Source organism: Sodalis sp. dw_96 (assembly GCF_018449575.1).
In the GTDB taxonomy this organism is placed as follows: Bacteria; Pseudomonadota; Gammaproteobacteria; order Enterobacterales; family Enterobacteriaceae; genus Acerihabitans.
In genome coordinates, this window is sequence record NZ_JAAVUT010000023.1 from 1 (window position 1) to 18,005 (window position 18,005).

The 18,005-nt window shown below is 50.5% G+C and carries 15 protein-coding genes; 4 read left to right on the forward strand and 11 right to left on the reverse strand.

The features are described 5' to 3' along the window. Nucleotides 1-724 precede the first annotated feature (724 nt). Nucleotides 725-2,128, forward strand: coding sequence for an MFS transporter (locus tag HB631_RS22800; RefSeq protein ID WP_213993471.1), 1,404 nt, complete (start codon nt 725-727; stop codon nt 2,126-2,128). A gap of 34 nt (nt 2,129-2,162) precedes the next feature. Here HB631_RS22800 and HB631_RS22805 read toward each other — a convergent pair whose 3' ends face one another. From HB631_RS22805 to HB631_RS22825, 5 genes are all read right to left on the reverse strand, one after another. Then, complete coding sequence (locus tag HB631_RS22805) at nt 2,163-3,749, reverse strand: PAS domain-containing methyl-accepting chemotaxis protein (protein WP_213993472.1); 1,587 nt, start codon at nt 3,747-3,749, stop codon at nt 2,163-2,165. 359 nt (nt 3,750-4,108) lie between these two features. Continuing rightward, entirely contained in the window at nt 4,109-5,296 is a 1,188-nt protein-coding gene (locus HB631_RS22810; RefSeq protein ID WP_213993473.1) for an alpha/beta hydrolase, read from the reverse strand. Between the two features lie 323 nt (nt 5,297-5,619). Further along, nucleotides 5,620-6,531 (reverse strand): LysR family transcriptional regulator, encoded by a 912-nt coding sequence (locus HB631_RS22815; protein ID WP_213993474.1) that lies wholly within the window; start codon nt 6,529-6,531, stop codon nt 5,620-5,622. A gap of 125 nt (nt 6,532-6,656) precedes the next feature. Beyond that, complete coding sequence (locus tag HB631_RS22820; RefSeq protein ID WP_213993475.1) at nt 6,657-7,376, reverse strand: ABC transporter ATP-binding protein; 720 nt, start codon at nt 7,374-7,376, stop codon at nt 6,657-6,659. Between the two features lie 2 nt (nt 7,377-7,378). Further along, nucleotides 7,379-8,158 (reverse strand): ABC transporter permease, encoded by a 780-nt coding sequence (locus tag HB631_RS22825; protein ID WP_213993476.1) that lies wholly within the window; start codon nt 8,156-8,158, stop codon nt 7,379-7,381. 484 nt (nt 8,159-8,642) lie between these two features. Between HB631_RS22825 and HB631_RS22830 the strand changes: the two genes are divergently transcribed. Genes HB631_RS22830 through HB631_RS22840 form a run of 3 tightly spaced genes read left to right on the forward strand, consistent with a single transcriptional unit; the run spans nt 8,643 to nt 11,600 of the window. After that, on the forward strand, nt 8,643-9,584 hold the full coding sequence (locus tag HB631_RS22830) for a glycosyltransferase family 2 protein (RefSeq protein WP_213993477.1): 942 nt from the start codon (nt 8,643-8,645) through the stop codon (nt 9,582-9,584). 4 nt (nt 9,585-9,588) lie between these two features. After that, complete coding sequence (rfbB, locus tag HB631_RS22835; RefSeq protein ID WP_213993478.1) at nt 9,589-10,665, forward strand: dTDP-glucose 4,6-dehydratase; 1,077 nt, start codon at nt 9,589-9,591, stop codon at nt 10,663-10,665. Continuing rightward, nucleotides 10,662-11,600 (forward strand): rhamnosyltransferase, encoded by a 939-nt coding sequence (locus HB631_RS22840; RefSeq protein WP_213993479.1) that lies wholly within the window; start codon nt 10,662-10,664, stop codon nt 11,598-11,600. The genes rfbB and HB631_RS22840 overlap by 4 nt, the downstream gene beginning before the upstream one ends. Before the next feature lie 148 nt (nt 11,601-11,748). On the opposite strand, the gene HB631_RS22845 is transcribed toward HB631_RS22840, so the two are convergent. The 6 genes from HB631_RS22845 to HB631_RS22870 form a co-directional block, all read right to left on the reverse strand. Beyond that, nucleotides 11,749-12,912 (reverse strand): glycosyltransferase, encoded by a 1,164-nt coding sequence (locus HB631_RS22845; protein ID WP_255557226.1) that lies wholly within the window; start codon nt 12,910-12,912, stop codon nt 11,749-11,751. A gap of 160 nt (nt 12,913-13,072) precedes the next feature. Continuing rightward, the gene (locus tag HB631_RS22850) at nt 13,073-13,942 is read right to left on the reverse strand and encodes an SDR family oxidoreductase (protein WP_213993481.1); all 870 of its coding nucleotides are present in this window, start codon (nt 13,940-13,942) and stop codon (nt 13,073-13,075) included. Beyond that, nucleotides 13,939-14,499 (reverse strand): dTDP-4-dehydrorhamnose 3,5-epimerase, encoded by a 561-nt coding sequence (gene rfbC, locus HB631_RS22855; protein WP_213993482.1) that lies wholly within the window; start codon nt 14,497-14,499, stop codon nt 13,939-13,941. Before rfbC ends, HB631_RS22850 begins: the two co-directional genes overlap by 4 nt. Then, nucleotides 14,496-15,377, reverse strand: coding sequence for a glucose-1-phosphate thymidylyltransferase RfbA (gene rfbA / locus HB631_RS22860; protein WP_213993483.1), 882 nt, complete (start codon nt 15,375-15,377; stop codon nt 14,496-14,498). The genes rfbC and rfbA overlap by 4 nt, the downstream gene beginning before the upstream one ends. Before the next feature lie 495 nt (nt 15,378-15,872). Continuing rightward, nucleotides 15,873-16,532 carry a GntR family transcriptional regulator gene (locus HB631_RS22865; protein WP_213993484.1) on the reverse strand — a complete coding sequence of 220 codons (660 nt, stop codon included), beginning with the start codon at nt 16,530-16,532 and terminating at the stop codon, nt 15,873-15,875. 504 nt (nt 16,533-17,036) lie between these two features. Then, on the reverse strand, nt 17,037-17,996 hold the full coding sequence (locus tag HB631_RS22870) for a homocysteine S-methyltransferase family protein (protein ID WP_213993485.1): 960 nt from the start codon (nt 17,994-17,996) through the stop codon (nt 17,037-17,039). Nucleotides 17,997-18,005 lie beyond the last annotated feature (9 nt).

The following is an 18,005-nucleotide window of genomic DNA, read 5'->3' on the forward strand; positions in this document are numbered from 1 at the left end:
CGCCCGACAGGGCGGACATAAACTCGCCGGCCGATGAATACCCTTCCGTGGGTAAACCCATTTTCATCCGTGTTTCCTTGTAATATATCGGGATTCCATTCCACCGATCGCCCTATGTCTCTGAACGATTCGCCGTCCCTAACCATGGCGCCTAAAACGCCCTAGAGAACAGAGCGCGAGACAGCGACTTTTATCATGGGTATAAACGGTATTTCTTGCAAAAATCGCTCCTGACCAGCAAAAGATCGCTTCGTGAGATTAGCCACAATCTCTCTAAGTAATCTCAACGCGTTAAGGGATACCGATGCCCATTCAAAGCTGCCTGCCGAAACAGCGCACATCAACCTGACTGTAATACCCACAGCCATGGCGCGGACGGGAGTTGAAAAATATGCGATCTATGTAACATAAAAAGAATAATCATGTTAACAGGGTGTTTTTATCACGAATTATTGTCGACAATATTCAATATTCAATCTGATTACCAAGCCTCTTGAACTGTTAAAACCGGAATGCCGGCTCCCGGAGATCAAGATCAGGCAGATATCAAATTTTAGGGCTGCATTCTTTTCTTTGTCATTTTCCGGTCGTTCTCGTTAGGAACCGGGACGGTGAATGGCATGTTGAGGCGTTCCCTGCAGTGGTCATCCTATTGGGTTGATCCTTCAGGGCGCTGATCGTCAGGTAACGTTGTCGGGGTGAACACTGACACGGGTGCCTGTACATGCGAGTCGATTGGGGCAAACCGCCCCTTACCGGCAACGATCACCTGCAGTGCTTGTCGGCCAACGCATGCCGCCGGGCTGCGACCCGTTTGACGGAGAGTGTGACAATGAAATTGATAATGTTCCGGGGAGCGACGGGCAAAGTCTTTATGTTGATTTGCCTGATGTATTTTATTGAATATATCGATCGGGTGAATATCTCTATCGCCGCGCCTCTGCTCAAATCCGAGATGCATCTGTCCAATACGCAGCTGGGGCTGGTCCTTTCTGCCTTCGGCTACTGTTACGCTATTTTCCAGATTATTAACGGCTACATGGGCGATAAAATCGGACCCCATCGCATGCTGGCGTTTTCGGGACTTTTTTGGGCGGCGGGCACATTGGCTACCGGGCTGTCCGGCGGGCTGATTGCACTGTTCTTCAGTCGTATGCTGGTGGGGCTGGGCGAAGCGGGCACCATCCCCAACGCCACGCGGGCCATGGGAAACTGGGTGCCGGTGGCGCGCCGCGGTTTCGCGCAAGGTTTCACCCATTCATCGGCACGCGCCGCGGCGGCGATCACGCCCCCGATTATGGTGGCGTTGATCCCCTTGATTGGCTGGCGCGGCGCCTTTGTCGTGCTGGGCTGTGTCAGCCTGGTCTGGACAGCGCTGTGGTGTTTCTATTTCCGTAACGATCCGCGTAAACATCCGGGCGTGAAGGAAGAAGAGATAGCAAAGTTACCTCCCTATTCCGGTCCGGCTCATCGAACCCCGGTTCCCTGGCTGGCGCTGACCCGGCGTATCCTGCCGGTAACGTTGGTGTTTTTCTGCCATGCCTGGACGCTATGGCTTTATCTCAGCTGGCTACCAAGCTTTTTTGTCGGCGAATACGGCATTGATTTAAAAACATCCGCGTTGTTTACCTCAGGCGTGTTTATCGCCGGTGTGCTGGGCAATACCGCCGGTGGATTATTAACCGATGCGTGGTTTCAGCGGACCAAGAACATCAATGCGGCGCGGCGCAATATCATTATTTTCGCCTTTTTGGGATCCTTGGCGTTTATGTCCTGTGTCCTGTTCATTCATCAACAAAATGTCATTGCACTATGCCTTGCCGCATCGCTGTTTTTCCTGGAACTGGCGGAGGGGCCTATCTGGGCGGTGCCGCTGGATGTCGCCCCCGCCTATGCCGGGGTGGCCAGTGGATTTGTCAGCACTTCGGCGGGAATAGCGGGGGTCGTCTCGCCGCTGGCGTTCGGTTATATCAGCGATGTAACCGGCAGTTACCGGCTACCGTTCATTATGTCCATTGCGTTGCTATTGTGCGGCGTGGTGCTCTCTTTCTGGATTCGGCCGGACCGCCCGCTTCAACGTCGGGAAAAGTTTCCTTCACAGATGAAATCCGCGCGGGTTCACCAATAAGGGATAGATGCGGCGGGCGCTTCCCGCCGAGAGCTTAGGCCTCCGCTACCGGAACTTTAGGCGCTTCAATCAAATGCTGCCTAAACACGGTGACAGCCTGAAGAAGTTTTGTGGTGCGATCTCGCAGGCCATCGGTCACAGTGGTGGTCTCTCCCACCAATAGGGCATTTTGCTGCATGGCCTCATCGAGTTGCGCCACGGCAATATTCACTTGACCGATACCTTCCGATTGTTCGGTGGTGGCCAGGCTGATTTCACTGATCATTGAGGATACGCGGGATACCTGGTTCACAATATCGTTCATGACCTCCCCGGCGTTATTCGCCAATTTACTGCCGGCGGCAATCTTTTCCACACTGTCATTAATCAAATCTTTGATTTCCTTGGCGGCATTGGCGCTCCGCTGCGCCAATGACCGCACTTCGCCGGCGACTACCGCGAATCCCCGCCCCGTTTCACCGGCACGCGCCGCTTCAACGGCGGCATTCAGCGCAAGGATATTGGTCTGGAAGGCAATACCGTCGATGACCGAAATGATCTCGCTGATTTTTTTGCTCGAGCTGGTAATGGTCGCCATGGTATCCACCACCTGTCCCACCACCGCGCCGCCTTTACTCGCGGCTTCGCTGGCGGATTTGGCCTGTTTACTGGCATTGTGGGCGGTATCGGCATTATTTTTTACCGTTGCCGTCATTTGTTCCATGGAGGCGGCGGTTTGCTCGAGGCTGGAGGCCGCATCTTCACTGCGAGAACTCAGTTCGCCATTACCCCTGGCTATACCGTCCCCCGCATGCTGCAAGCCGGAGATTTGCTCATTGACATCATCGGTTAACGACCGCAGATTCAATCCCGACTGATTGATGGCACGCAGAATCATGCCTACCTCGTCAACGCGGTTTAGGGACAAACTGCTGTCAAACTGACCGGCGGCGACGCTTAGGGCTTGTTTCAATACGCGTTCCAACGGCCTGGATACCAGGGTTTCCATCCATAGGGATATCAATAGGGATATACAGGCGGCCAATGCTACGGTCAGTCCTATTTCTTGAACCGGAAGCGCCAATAGATAAGCACTTATCAGGCTCAGGGGCACAATCGCCAATGCCCCGCAGCGAATGCGCCATCGCACCGACATGGTTTGCAGACAGGACATCCAGCCAAGCAGGCCGCCGTGGAGGGCCAGTCCCTCATGGAACTTAATGCCGCCGGTTTTACCCGCCGTAAAATTTCGATAAAAACTGTCTGTCTCCTCAACCTCTTTACGCGTGGGTTTAGTGCGAACCGACATATAACCGGTCAAGCGGCCGTTTCGAATTATCGGGGTCACATTCGCCCGCACCCAATAGTAATCGCCATTCTTGCGACGGTTTTTCACCAGCGCCGTCCAGGAGCGGCCGGCCTTTATCGTTTGCCATAAATCGGCAAACGCCTGGGCGGGCATGTCAGGGTGGCGCACTATATTATGGGGCTGCCCCAGAAGTTCATCAGGCTGATAGCCGCTCGCCTGAATAAAGGCAGCATTTGCGTAGGTGATATGGCTCTGCGTATCCGTCACAGACATCAGGGTGGCGTCGTCTGGTAAAATATATTCGTTCTGGGTTACAGGCAGATTGCTACGCATGCTAAAAACCCTGCAATAAGAGGTGGGGAAAATAAAGCGATGGAATCTTATCGGCACCTTTTGAACAAACTTTACCTGTTTAGCCTCGCCCTTGACTAATTTACACCCAGCAGCTCAAAGCACGTGGTCCGGCGAGTCAGGGGTGGCGCTGCTGCAATCGGACAGCGCGCTGAGCCCCGCCGCCGAGCGGTTACGGGACATTATCCAGCAGACCTTGCTTGCGCACCATGGCCGCCTGGGAAGTGGGTGAGTTCAAGGGGACCTTTGGAAGGTCCCCTTGGTTACTATCATCAAAAAATCTTATTATTATTCACATTGGCCGAAGATATCCTCGAAGAGCAACGTCATTGAACCGCTTATCAATGAATGTTTTTACCCATCCAGGTATCTACGAACTTGGCGACCTGCAGGTTATTTTTCTCCAGCATAATGAAATGGCCGTTGCCGTTAATTCCTATGCTCGGCAGGCGGATAAAATCATTTTTGACCCCCGCCTGCGTCAGGTATTTTGACGTGCACAGGTCAAAGGGCACATGGTATGACGCGGCGCTGCCCACCATCAGGATAGGGACCTGGGCCAGATTGGCCAATTTACGGACCGGCGCCCCTTGCAGCCAGCAGGTGGCGATATCCGGCTGATCCGGTTTTGTCTGTTCCATGGGTTTAAGGTCTGAAGCATCGACAAGGGGCGGATCATAGGTCAAGGGGGTCTGCGTCAGGCCATAAGGCCGGGAGATTTTTTCGTCATATTTGAACCAGTGCGGCGCACCGGTATCCTTTACATTGTAAAAGGGCGGTCCGCTGGATTCGATGGCAATCACGGCTTTGACGTCTTTAGGACGATCGTTTGCGATACCCCAGCCAATCGGACCGGACTGTGAGTGCGTCAGCAGGATAACCGGTCCTATACGGTCAATCAGCGCGTCGGCGGCGGTCCGATTCAGCGTTTCGTTTTGCTGAAGATCGGTCATATCTTCCATCTGCGAGGCATAGAATTGATCGAAGGTCGCATCCCCCGGCTTGCCGTCTCCCGGCCACTGGGTATGCTGCTTGGCTTGTGGATAAAGAGCTGAATCCTGCTGGCGGGAAAACCATTTGATGGAATAGCTGGTATCGGGTTTACGGGTTGATCCGTAAGCATCGGGAAAATATCCGGAGCGTCCGCGCCCGACCTGATCCACCACGTAGACCGCATAACCGCGGCTCAAGAAATAGGTTGCCCATCCTTCGCGGCCGTCGGGTGTTTCATAATACCCTTCGCCGGTTTGGCCGCCGCCGTGAATCATTAATAGCGGATAAGGATGCGTTTGTTTGGCGGGGATCTGGTATTGCACATACATCTGCCCGGACATGCGCTGACCCTCTTTTGTCAGGGTGTATTTGCCCACGACAAAAAAATTCCCCTGGCTGGCTATGGAAATCGGCCCCCCTTCGATGGTGGCTGAATGCATGGCTTTCGCAGGTTCCCGCGCAAACGCGCCTGTGAGCGTTGCCACATAAAAAACGGCGGTAATACAAAGACATCCTAAAATATCCTGACCTTTCATCGTCGCTTACCTTATTGTTGAGTAGATGACAAACACAGCCATTACCGCTACCCCGGCTACTATTTCGACGTCGACGGCTATATCTGAAAAGTAGTCAATATTTTCCACATAGCAGAAATTATTTATTTAATGCAGACATCACTGCGAGATATAAGGGATATTGATATCAGCGTCAAGAACAGTCGCCGATTCGCTGTCGACAATGTGATGCAGTAATCTTTTTTGCTTGTTTTACGACCAGTCAGTTTTACTTATGATTGAGAAGGCGTGTTTAAACGTGGCAGGGGTCAATGTGAATGGCTAAAGATCGTCACATGCAATGATTATTGTTCCAGCGGCAAGCGGAGAACATCGGCAAGATGATCGAGAATCACGCGGGTTTTAGGCGGCATACGATGGCCGACGGGAATCAGGGCATGCACTGGCGCACCCTCTGTATCGGCTTTAGGCAATAGATGTTGCAGCGCACCGGAGATAACGTGAGGCTGTGCGACCCGGTCAAAAAGCTGGGCGATGCCCAAGCCGTTGACAGCGGCATCCACCATGGCCCCGCCATCGGACAGGATTATCGCGGCATCTGGCGAGAGAACTAGGGTCTGCCCGCCGTCCCATAGGGTCCATGGCCGCAGCCGGCCGGAGATCGAGCGAAACATGATGGCTTGCTGGTCGCTCAGCTGCTTTACCGACGTAATGGGGTCGCGTTGCTTAAGATAAGCCGCGGATGCATACAATCCCAAACGGAGATCGCAAAGCTTGCGTACGGTCATCTCCCCTTCGGCGGGAAGTTGTCCGATGCGCACCACGATATCCCATCCCTCTCCCACGGCATCCACATGACGATCGTTCAGCGTGAACTCCAGGGTGATTTTCGGATAACGTTTTCTGATGGCGGCAAAGGTGGGCAAAAACAGCCTGCCGAGGCCCGCCGGAACATTAAGACGCACCCGTCCGGCGGGGTCTTCATGGCGCGCCGCAAGGGCGGTTTCCGCTTCGCTTAGTCCATCCAGCGCCATACGCGCCGCCTGCAGATAAATCTCCCCGTCTTCCGTCAGGCGGACTACCCGGGTGGTGCGCTGGAACAAACTGGTGCCGAGCCGGAGCTCAAGGCGTTGTACCGCCTTGCCGACGTTTGATTTGCTGGTGCCAAGCTGTTCGGCCGCACGGGTAAAGCTGGCGTTCTGCGCCACCACGATAAATGTAGCAATATCCAGCATGGCTGGCGGAGAATGGACCATGGTTTATCCAGAGCGGCAATAAGCGGTCAAACCTAAGGAATGTCGCCAGAGTGTAGATCAACGGGAGGCAGAACTCATCCCCATCTTACTTTACACTATCCATGCCGGAGCACTTTTCAACAAGCTCAGATATTCTCAATATCTTCTTCGTTGATAGTGCCGTGATCCAACCGGAAAACACGATTGCATAATCGTTTGATCAACCCATGGTCATGGGAGGCAAATACAAAGATATCCGTTCCGGCAATCCAGTCGTGCATCCGTGCTTCCGCCTTTTTCTGGAAAGAGGCGTCGCCGGTGGCGAACATCTCGTCAATCAGCAGGATTTCCGGCTTAACCGACGTGGCCACCGAAAACATTAGCCGCATTGTCATACCTGAAGAATAGGTCCGTACCGGCAGGACCAGAAAATCGCCCAATTCGCTGAAATCTTCTATATCCGGGATTTTTGCCTTGGCTTGTGAGACGGAGTTTCCCATCAGCAACAGCATGCGCATGATATTTTCGTAACCGGAAAGTTCAGGGTCCATACCCGCGCCCAATTCAAACACCGTGGACACCAAACCCATTCGCGTAATTCTTCCCGAGGTTGTGCAATAAATACCGGCCATAGTGCGCAACAACGTGCTTTTCCCTGCGCCGTTATGTCCAATCAGGCCGACAGCGTCTCCGTTGTTCAAAGCAAAACTGACGTGATCCAGGGCGGTTACCGTAACAATAGAGCCGCCGCTGCTACCGATACGCCCTCCCGAGCCGATCCTGACCAATTGATTGCGCAGCGATTGCGAATGGGCGTTATAGATGGGATAGGCCACCGAGACATCATCAAAAACAAGCGTCGCCATGGTTATATCCAGAATGCCAGCCGGGGTGCATGACGGTTGAAAAACAGCAGCGTCACCGTCCAGCCCGCCAACGCCATGAGAATCACCGTCTGATAAACAAAGCTGGCAGGAATAGTGCCAAAGATCGGGTCGCGCACCAGAGTGACAAAATAGGTAAAGGGATTAAGCCAGATAATGGCTTGGCTGACGCCGATATGGCCGGCCTTGTAAATGACCGGGGTCAGGAAAAACACAATGGGCATTAAGGATTGTACTATCTGCTCCACATCGCGAAAACGGGCGCCAATGAGGCCAAGCAATACCGATATCCATAGCAGATTAAGCACCACCAGGGCGAAACCAACGACGCTTAACAAACTCACCCAGCTTATCGATTGAGGATAGACCAGCAGCACCCCCACCAGCACCAGTAAATTATGGCCAAGAGAAATACATTGACGGGCAATCAGCTGAATCGGGTGGATAAAAATAGGCAATTGCAAATTGCGGATAATCTGCGCTTGGCGAACAAAAATCCCGGTACTTTCAGTGACAGTCCCCGAGATAAATTGCCACAATAACAATCCTACGGTTAACGATGGAATAAATTGGCTGCGATCCTGATGTAGCAGCTGACTCCAGACCAGGCCCAGCCCCACGACGCCAATCGCCGCGCCCAGCGTCAGCCAAAGCGGCCCGAGCATGCTGCGCTTGTATCGCGCCTTGGTATCGCTATAGGCCAAATGGGAAATAAGCGGCAGATGGCGAACACTTTTTATTAAATCTTTTGTTGCGAAATACATTACAGCAGCTAATCCTACAATCAGGTATCAATTACCAGTCATATTAACGCCTGGCTTGGATCATGAAATGCCCTGCTTTTCCATGGTTGAGAGGATATAAACGTAAACATATACTCCTCTTGGCAGAGTGTAACGGCAGTCCGATAATAAATGCCAGGATTTAGTTCAGGCAGGATGTTATTTACTCTTTTACCGAATAGCGAGAAAAAGCCCACTCCCGAACGATCTTTTTCAAAGACGACACAAATCTAAACAACTTATTGTTAATAATATATTGAAAAAAAATAGAAGAAATAAGCTATTTCAGTTCAGGAAACCTTGCTTCCTTGAACTAAGATGACCAACTGATATATTCAACTCATTGAGCATGACGGCATTTCCATCTAATTATTTTAACGCATATTTGTTCAATCGAATATTATAACTCTTTGAATCAATCAATCGTGCCTGCACCCTGAAGTATTAAACAGGAGCGTCGTTGGATATGTTGTACCGGCAAGATCGATCGGCACGTAAGGTTGCCATTCTGATGGGCACCTATAACGCCCAAAAATTCCTTGAAAGGCAATTGGACTCTATTGCGGCACAAAGCTGGCAGGAGTGGTCGGTCTGGATCTCCGATGACGGGTCCCGGGATGAAAGCCTGTCGATAATCGCCGCCTTCCAGCGAAAATGGGGGGCCAATCGGCTCGTGCTCCTGGCGGGTCCGCAAAAAGGTTTCGCCGAGAATTTTTTGTCATTGGTGTGTAACCCAACGATCACAGCTGATTATTATGCCTATGCCGACCAGGATGATATCTGGGAAACGGATAAGCTCACCCGCGCCCTTGATATATTGAGAAATAACGATGAAGGTTTACCCGCGATGTACTGTTCCAGAACAAGATTAATTGATGAGTTTGATCGAGAGCTGGGCTTGTCTCCCTTATTCACCAAGCAGCCGAGCTTTGCCAACGCCCTGACGCAAAGCCTAGGTGGCGGCAATACCATGATTTTCAATCAGGCTGCCCGGAAACTCTTGTTTGAGGCCGGGCGCGTAACCGTTATTTCCCATGATTGGTGGACTTATCTGGTCGTCAGCGGTTGCGGGGGCTGCGTTATTTATGACGATTATCCATCGGTACGCTACCGTCAGCATTCAAATAATCTGGTGGGCACCAATAATGGTTGGCGCAATAAAATGATACGAGCACGTCGGTTATGGCGGGGGGAATTTAAACGGTGGATTGATTGCAATGTTTTAGCCCTCCAGCATATCAGCAAAAAATTGAAACGAGAAAATGCTTGGCGGTTGCACCAATTTATTATGGCCCGCAGCATTTGGTTATTGCCGAGGCTGATTGTCCTCAAACAGTCCGGCATTTACCGGCAAACATTGCTGGGGAATCTGGGTTTGATTTTCGCCGCTATTTTCAAGAAGGTTTAAGAACATGAGCATAATGGTAACCGGCGGCGCCGGTTTTATCGGTAGTAATTTTGTCTTGGATTGGTTGGCGTTATCGGATGAATCGGTCATTAATCTGGATAAGCTGACCTATGCCGGAAACAAGGAAAATCTGGCGACGCTGATAAACGATCCGCGGCATACCTTGGTACAAGGGGATATTGGTGACCCCTTGCTATTGGCCAGCCTCTTGGAAAAATTCCGGCCACGCTGCGTTATCAATTTTGCGGCGGAAAGTCATGTCGACCGGTCTATTCTACATCCCGGGGACTTCATCCAAACCAACGTGGTAGGCACTTTCCATTTGCTGGAGGCGGTACGGAAATATTGGATGTCCGGCGGCGGCGACCTGAAAGCCGACTTTCGCTTTTTGCAGGTCTCAACCGATGAAGTTTACGGCTCGCTGGGTAACAAAGACCCCGCTTTTCGTGAAACGGACAGGTTTGAACCCAACAGTCCTTATTCCGCCAGCAAAGCCGCAAGCGATCATTTGGTTCGCGCCTATTTTCATACTTACGGTCTGCCGGTGATTACCACCCATTGTTCCAACAATTATGGCCCGTATCAATTCCCCGAAAAATTGATTCCGTTAATTATCCACAATGCATTAACGGGAAAACCGCTGCCCCTTTATGGGGACGGCAGGCAGGTAAGAGACTGGCTCTATGTGAAGGATCACTGTGCGGCCTTGCGCTGTGTACTGGCATCCGGCGAGGTGGGAGAAACCTACAACATCGGCGGTTGGAATGAAAAAGCCAATATAGACGTCGTGCATACCTTATGCCTGATCCTGGATCGGCTACGCCCCTGCGCACAGGGTAAATCCTATGCCGGGCAAATTGCCTATATACAGGACAGACCGGGCCACGATCGCCGATACGCCCTGGATGCCGCCAAGCTTGAAACCCGACTGGGCTGGAAACCTGTGGAGACTTTTGAGACCGGAATGGACAAAACGGTACGCTGGTATTTGGAACATCAGTCCTGGGTGGATAACGTCACCAGCGGCGGCTATCTTCGCTGGGTTGAAAAACAGTATCATGGCAAAGAGGCTTTTCCATGACGGCGCCGTGGTCCCGTATCTGTGCGGTCATTGTCACCTATAATCCTGACGTTTCTCTTTTTGCCGAAGTGATAGCAGCCATAAGCGGGCAGGTGCAGGAAGTTATTATTGTCGACAATGGATCGGCGGAACCGAGCCGTACCGCGTTGAGTGAAATTGTTCAGGATTCAGCGCACCGGCATCTTATTCTTAATGAGGATAATCAAGGCATCGCCGCCGGGCAAAATTGCGGCATTGCCTTGGCCCTGATGTGGGGATGCACACATACGCTGCTGCTGGATCAAGACAGCATCCCCGCCGCCGATATGGTGAGCCAACTAATAGCGATGGAATCCACACTGCTGGCGCGCAATATCGAGGTCGGGGCCGTGGGGGCCACCACGGTGGACCGGCGAACATCCACCCGGGCCAGGTTCGTGCGCAAACGGGGGGTATTGATTCATCGCTGCTCTCCCCGCAGGCCTGAAGACCCCATCGAGACTGATTTTCTCATCTCCTCCGGGACCTTGATTCGCACCGCGGCTATAAAGGATATCGGCTTGATGAACGACGGCTATTTTATCGACCATGTGGATACGGAGTGGTGCTTTCGCGCAACCCATAAAGGTTATCGTCTGTTTGGTTCGGCAAAGGCGCTGTTAAGCCATAGTCTTGGCGATGCCGTCATTAAAATCTGGTTTGCCCGCTGGCGGGAGGTCCCGCGGCATAACCCGCTGCGGAATTATTACACTTTCAGAAATACCATTCGCATGCTTTATCATACCCCTATGAGCGTTTCATGGCGTTTGGCCCATGGCTACCGGCTGGTGATGTTCTTCATCTTTCTTCTCATCGCCGGCAAACCAAGGATAACGCGCCTGAAAATGATGCTCCTCGGTTTAGTGCACGGCGTAAAAGGCGTGCAGGGGATCTTTATTTCCGATAGAAGAACATGATCTGCGCGGCAGGCGGGCTTGTTGACAAAGTGGACGGCCGGTACAGCCTGCCCCGTCTTTTGATTCCGAGTACGTTAGTCAGCAATCTGACCTGCACAAGAGGCCCCGCCTTTATGCCAAATCCCCCGGCACCGATCCGTTTAATCGGCTAGGCTACCGGCACTTCCCTTGCATCCCGGACCGTTGAATCCAGATTTTCCATTACGTATTGGTAGATGCCGTCCATTTGTTGTTCCCAGGATAGCGGCGCCATGGTGGCGAGCCCGCCATCGGATAGTTGCTGTCGTAATGAACGATCGTGATAAAGCGCGCTGAATGCCTCCAGCATAGCCTGCGGTACGGGATCCGCTAAGTAGGCATTAACCCCGTGCCGGCAGTGCCACTCCACCTGCGGTCCATTATTACAAATAACCGGCACGCCTGATGCCATTAATTCAACGGGCAAATAGGAAAGATTGGTACCGGAAAACGCCATTCCGATATCACAGGTACGGTAAAGATCGCCGGTTTCCTTCAGAGACAGATTGCCCATTAATGTCGCCGGGAAAGGAGGATGGGCCTCTAAATCCAGGCCGGCAATCACGATTTCCACCTGAGGAAATTTTTCAGAGATTTTGTTCAGCGCCGCCATGCCCAAATCAAAGCAGCGGCGTTCCGTTGAGGGCCGTCCGTAAAAAAACAGCCGCGAAACCTTTTCACGCACTGCTTCGCCGTTCTCCAAGGGATAAAAGATTTGGCGATCCGCGGCAAAAAAGAAGTTCCGCGCCCGCCCGCCATGGGCCTCATAGCATTGTTTCAACCAACCGCCGCCGGTAATACCGATAAAACCAAAACCGTAGGTGGCGTTTGCCTGCATGGATGTCGTACCGTAAGCGTAAAAAAGGCTCTCGTAATCCTGCATAAAATAGAATTTTCTATCGGCAAACTCGAAGGCCCTCACGTTATAGGCGGATTGCCAGGTAGTGGCTATGGCCGCGGCGCAGGAAGGCAATAAAGCCGGATCGATAATAACCTCCAATTGACAATTAGGCAGCGCCGCCATGAGTTCATCCTGTAACTGTTTTGCCGAGGTATGCCGATGGTTATCATAGACAAAAATAATATTTCGAGTATTAAACCCGGCAAAATGATTAGCAAACCGAAATAAGGTATAATGGCCTCCTCCCCAGACATTCAGCCAATCAGGTACAAACCAGATAAATACCGGCCTGTGGTCTTTTCGGGCAACCGGAAACACCGCACCACCGTATTTGATCCAGGGTTTATAATCTAATACGGTGCCGAAAGACATCACCGGATCCAGGTTTGTCATGCCAGGCCAGACAGATTGGTTGCCGGCATTGACTTTTTTATGCAATAACACAAAGAATCGAGGAAACTGCTTATATAAAGCGAAAATAACTGCATTACCCCAGCCAAATTCCTTGGCATAACGCGTAAAAATTTTAATTTTATAGTTCATGGTAATGTTATTAACCTTGGAAAGTAGCAACGTATCTTGCGAGATCATCCTGCCAATAACCGGGGTTGATCGATTCGCCCAATGTTGATAAATAAAGGGATTTAATACCCTCAGAAAAGGGCCGGGGGGCTGATAAGGGGAACATGGAAGATTGGACAGGCACAATGTTGCCTTGATAATTTAGAAGTTCTCCTATGGTTCGTGCTATTTCGAAGCGACTGATAGTTCCGTTGCTGGCAAAATGATAGGTGCCGGTTTGGCGCTCACTAATTGCCCAAAGGATGAAGTCGCTCAACTGAACTGCATAAGTGATACTTCCCAGCCGATCGCTTACCGCTTTTAATTCCGTCGCCCCATTTTTGATTTGTTGAATAATCTTGCCGACGAATTTATGATCCTTACCCGGCCCTCCGCCAATCATCCAGCCGGCGCGTAGAATGAGGTGGCGCCCGGGGCAATTGGCCTTTACCGCTTCTTCACCATTTAACTTTGATCGACCATAATAATTAGTGGGAATAGGGATATCCAGTTCGTTATAACTGATTTTCCCTTCCGCGCCAAAAACATTCGAGGATGAAATATACAATAACCATGCGCCGCAGGCTTCCGCCGCCTTGGCAATCTGTTCGGTTGCCAGATGATTACAAATACCGGCCCGCGCCGGCTCCCTTTCGCATAAATCGACATCGGTCTCAGCGGCGAAATGCAAAATAACATTCGGCTTCGCTTCCCTGATAAAGGAATAAACGCCCTTGGGATTCGACAGGTCAAAGCGGCACCGATCGGCAACGACCGTTTCACAATGGGTATCTCTCAGTGCATTGGCGACATAGACGCCGAGCATACCGGTGCCACCGGTAATAAATATTTTGTCGCTCATTGTAAAAAAACCTCCGCGTCGGCCAAGAAATTCCCGGTTTTGTCTTTAAATGAGATAATGGGGTCAATATCTGTATGGGCCATATCCTGCCACTTGATATCAATATCCGGATCGTCAAAGCGTATACATCGATCGTATTGCGGATACCAGTAATCGGTTACCATATATTGCAATTTTGCGCTGTCGGATATCACCAGGAAACCATGGGCGAAGCCTTCAGGGATCCAGAGTTGGTGAAAATTTTCATCGGATAATAGAGCTCCAGCCCACTGGCCGAAGGTCGGCGAGCTTTTTCGTAAATCGACAGCGACATCAAACACGGTCCCTTTAACCACTCGCACTAATTTTCCCTGCGGCTTACTCACCTGATAATGCAATCCGCGTATCACGTTTCTTTTGGAAAAGGATTCATTACTCTGAACGAAATGTATTTCGCGATTAACGGCTTGTTGAAAGGATTCGAGCTGGAAACTTTCAAAGAAATAACCCCGTTCGTCTTTAAAGACTTGAGGTTCAAAAAGTAAAACATCTGGAATGGGCAGTTTTGAGGGTTTCATTGCGTATTCTCTTTCAGCAAAAAATGCAGATATTGCCCATAGCCATTTTTCATTAATGGCCGGGCCAGCTTCGCGAGTTGTTGATCGTCTATCCATTGTTGTTTATAAGCAATCTCTTCCGGGCATGATACTTTCAGACCTTGCCGGCTTTCCAGCGTGGCAATAAATTGACTTGCATCTAATAAGGATTTATGGGTACCGGCATCCAGCCAGGTATATCCCCGCCCCATGACCTCTACCCGTAGGGCATCTTTTTCGAGGTAAAGTCTGTTTAAATCGGTGATTTCCAGTTCACCACGTGAAGAGGGTTTTAAGGTCCGGGCTAATTCACACACATCTTTGTCGTAAAAATACAGCCCGGTTACGGCGCTATTGGACTTTGGATCGACGGGTTTTTCCTCCAGGCTTAATACCCGACCATCCGCGCTCAACTTCGCTACCCCATAGCGCTCAGGATCCTGGACATGGTAAACAAAAATGCTGGCGCCGCTCTCAGAATAGGCTGCATTTTTCAGTAAATGAGGTAATTCGTTGCCATGAAAAATATTATCCCCAAGAATAAGTGCACAGGGATCACCATTCAGAAAGTCCTCTCCCAGGATAAATGCCTGCGCCACCCCATTGGGGGCCGGCTGGACCTGATATTGCAGCCTTATTCCCCATTGTTCTCCAGTGCCCAGCAATTGCTTAAAACGCGGCGTATCCAACTCGGTGGAAATGATCAAGATATCTTTGATTCCCGCAAGCATAAGTGTGCTAAGTGGATAATAAATCATCGGCTTATCAAAGACAGGCAGCAATTGCTTTGAGATAGCCAAGGTTGCCGGATGCAAACGGGTACCCGCTCCACCAGCGAGAATTATTCCTTTCCGTTTCATTTATGTTTTCCTTTGAACTCCCGTGTAGGATCTCTGCAAAATGTAGAGTGATATATTGAGTGACCCGAAGCACACTGACAAAAATCATTGGCAGGATAGATTGGAATATGAAGCAATAATAAGCATGCAACCAATCAAAAATAGTAAATTTCTGTTTAGCGAATAATAATCAATGCCAATTGGCTAAGGCAGCCAAAGTCGCTTCAATATATCCTGTTTGAGCTATTTTAATACCCACCGGTGGGAAAGATATTTTTGCACGAATAAACGCCTTGCCGATATTTAAGGCTCTTCTTGGCTAAGGGTATGTATTAACGTGAGATTTAAAAAATTAAAGTCTTAAAGATGCGTTGAGTTTATTAAAGTAAATACATATTAACTACCCGTCAATGACGTCTTGATGTAATCAGTCTAATGCAAAACGTTGGCAGCGGTTATCATACTGACGTCAACCCGCATCAGTGGGTCGTACCACTCCAGTCTGATCCGACTGATCTATTCATTTTTACAGAGGGCGATCTGTCTTTTGAATCCGTGAATGATATGAGATCTGGTTTTTTCGATATAGCGGGCAGGATTTTTTTCCTCAATGGCTGAGATTATTTCATCATGCTCATCGCATAAAATATCGAGATCCGCCACGCCCTGCCCCTCATGAAATCTGACCAGGTGCGGGTCATAATTAACCGCGGTATACATGTCATTTATCAATCGATTACCCGCCGCGTTGACGATGATGGTATGAAAATCAGCATTCATGGTAATTAAATAGCTATGATTTTCATAGCCAGGGCTGCGATCGTGAGAGCGAATGCCATAATTCAATCGTTTTAATTCATTCAGTTCGGCTTCGGTCATTTTTGCAATAACCGCATCCGCAATATACGATTCAATGAGTACACGCGCCTCGTGCCACTGATAGAGATCGTTATTACAAGGCTTGGCCGCCACCCTGAAACCTTTATTATGTTCTAATATCAAGAATTTTTCAGCGGTAAGTCTAACCAGGGCCTCTCTTATGGGAATGCCGCTTATACCGAATTTTGCGCTTAAGGCACTGACGATAAGATGCTCTCCCGGCTGCAATTGATTCTGTATGATTTCCTTTTTAAGAATATCATAAACTTCATCACTGACGCTTTTATTTTTCAGCATAACCTATTCTCTTTATTTATTATCTGGTATCGTGAAACGGATGATATATAATATATTATCTATCCACGCGAAAAGTTAATCCTTATTAATATAAGATAATGAAAAATTTTAACAAAGAACGCTGCATTCAGAGGTGATTATAACAATAACCCTAACATTAAAAAGCAGCCAATTCTATTGCCGTCCAGAATTGAGTAATTTTCCTGAGATCATTTCAGTCCATGGCATTCAGGCTACATTATCATTATTTTTATGCGAGAATACCTATTATTCTAGCGGAGAAAATGCGAAAAGAGTTATTCGATTAAAATAATATGAGCGCCATTTCCCCGTCCAAAATATATTTTTTTAGGCTGGGCATGACCAACATCAAGCTCTATTCAAACCAAGATCCGGCTCGAAGGGACCGGCTATTTCTGGAATCATGATGAATCGGTGTATTCAACGGCGCCGTGCGGCTTGGCCAAGGTCGCGGCGGCACATTTTACAATACGTCCGGGGGGGTTAAAACGTCTGCCGCGCCTTACTGATTGCGGCGATATGCTCCGGTCCGATACCGCAACAGCCGCCAACGATGGTGGCGCCCTGGGTAACCCAGCGACGGACCCATTTGAGATAGTTTTCCGGATCGAGATCGGACCTTATACCGGTAATACCCGCATAAGGGTCGTCGGTGGGGGGCTCGGGCAGAAAGGCATTGGCATAGACGCCAAGCCCGGCCGCGGGTTTCGAGGAAGCATCTATCACTCGTCGTGCGGCAATAACCGCCTCGCTCATCACTTCCGGTTGGCTGCAGTTAAACAGAACGGCATCAGCCCCGGCCGCAAGCGTGGCCGCCACCGCTTCTCCCACCGGCTCGCCGGAGCGGAGTTCCGGCGGGCCGATACGTCCGGCCTCATCTTTCAAAGTATAAGAAACATAAATGGGTAACTTATTGGTTTGACGGATAAAAGCCAGGTCGGTCAACGCTTCGGCCGTGGAACTTTGTGTCTCAATCAGCCAAAAGTCGATATGGGGCGCCAAACCCCGCACCAGCGGGGCAAGAATCTCGGGGGCGCGGGAGGCGATGAATTTTTCCGGCTGATAGCTTTTAAATAAAGGCGGCAAAGAACCCGCCACCCGTACAACGGATGCCGGACGGCGGGCGGCGGCCCCATCCGCCACGGCGCGGGCCAGACGCCCCGCCAAGTCGGCCAGCGTCAACGCCAGGGAGTGAAAACGCGCTTCTCCCAGCATATGAGGCACCAGCCCAAAGGTATTGGTGGTAATAATTTCCGCCCCGCTGTCCGCGAAGGACTGATGGGCGCGACTGACATACTCCGGCCCTTCAATCAGAGCCAGCGCGGACCACTCGGGCAGCCGGAACGGCGCTCCCAGTCGTTGCAGAAGACGCCCCATGCCGCCGTCCAGAATAGTGACCGCCCGGTTAGGGGCATGATTTTGCTTGTCGGCGCTCTCGTTCATCTGAAACAG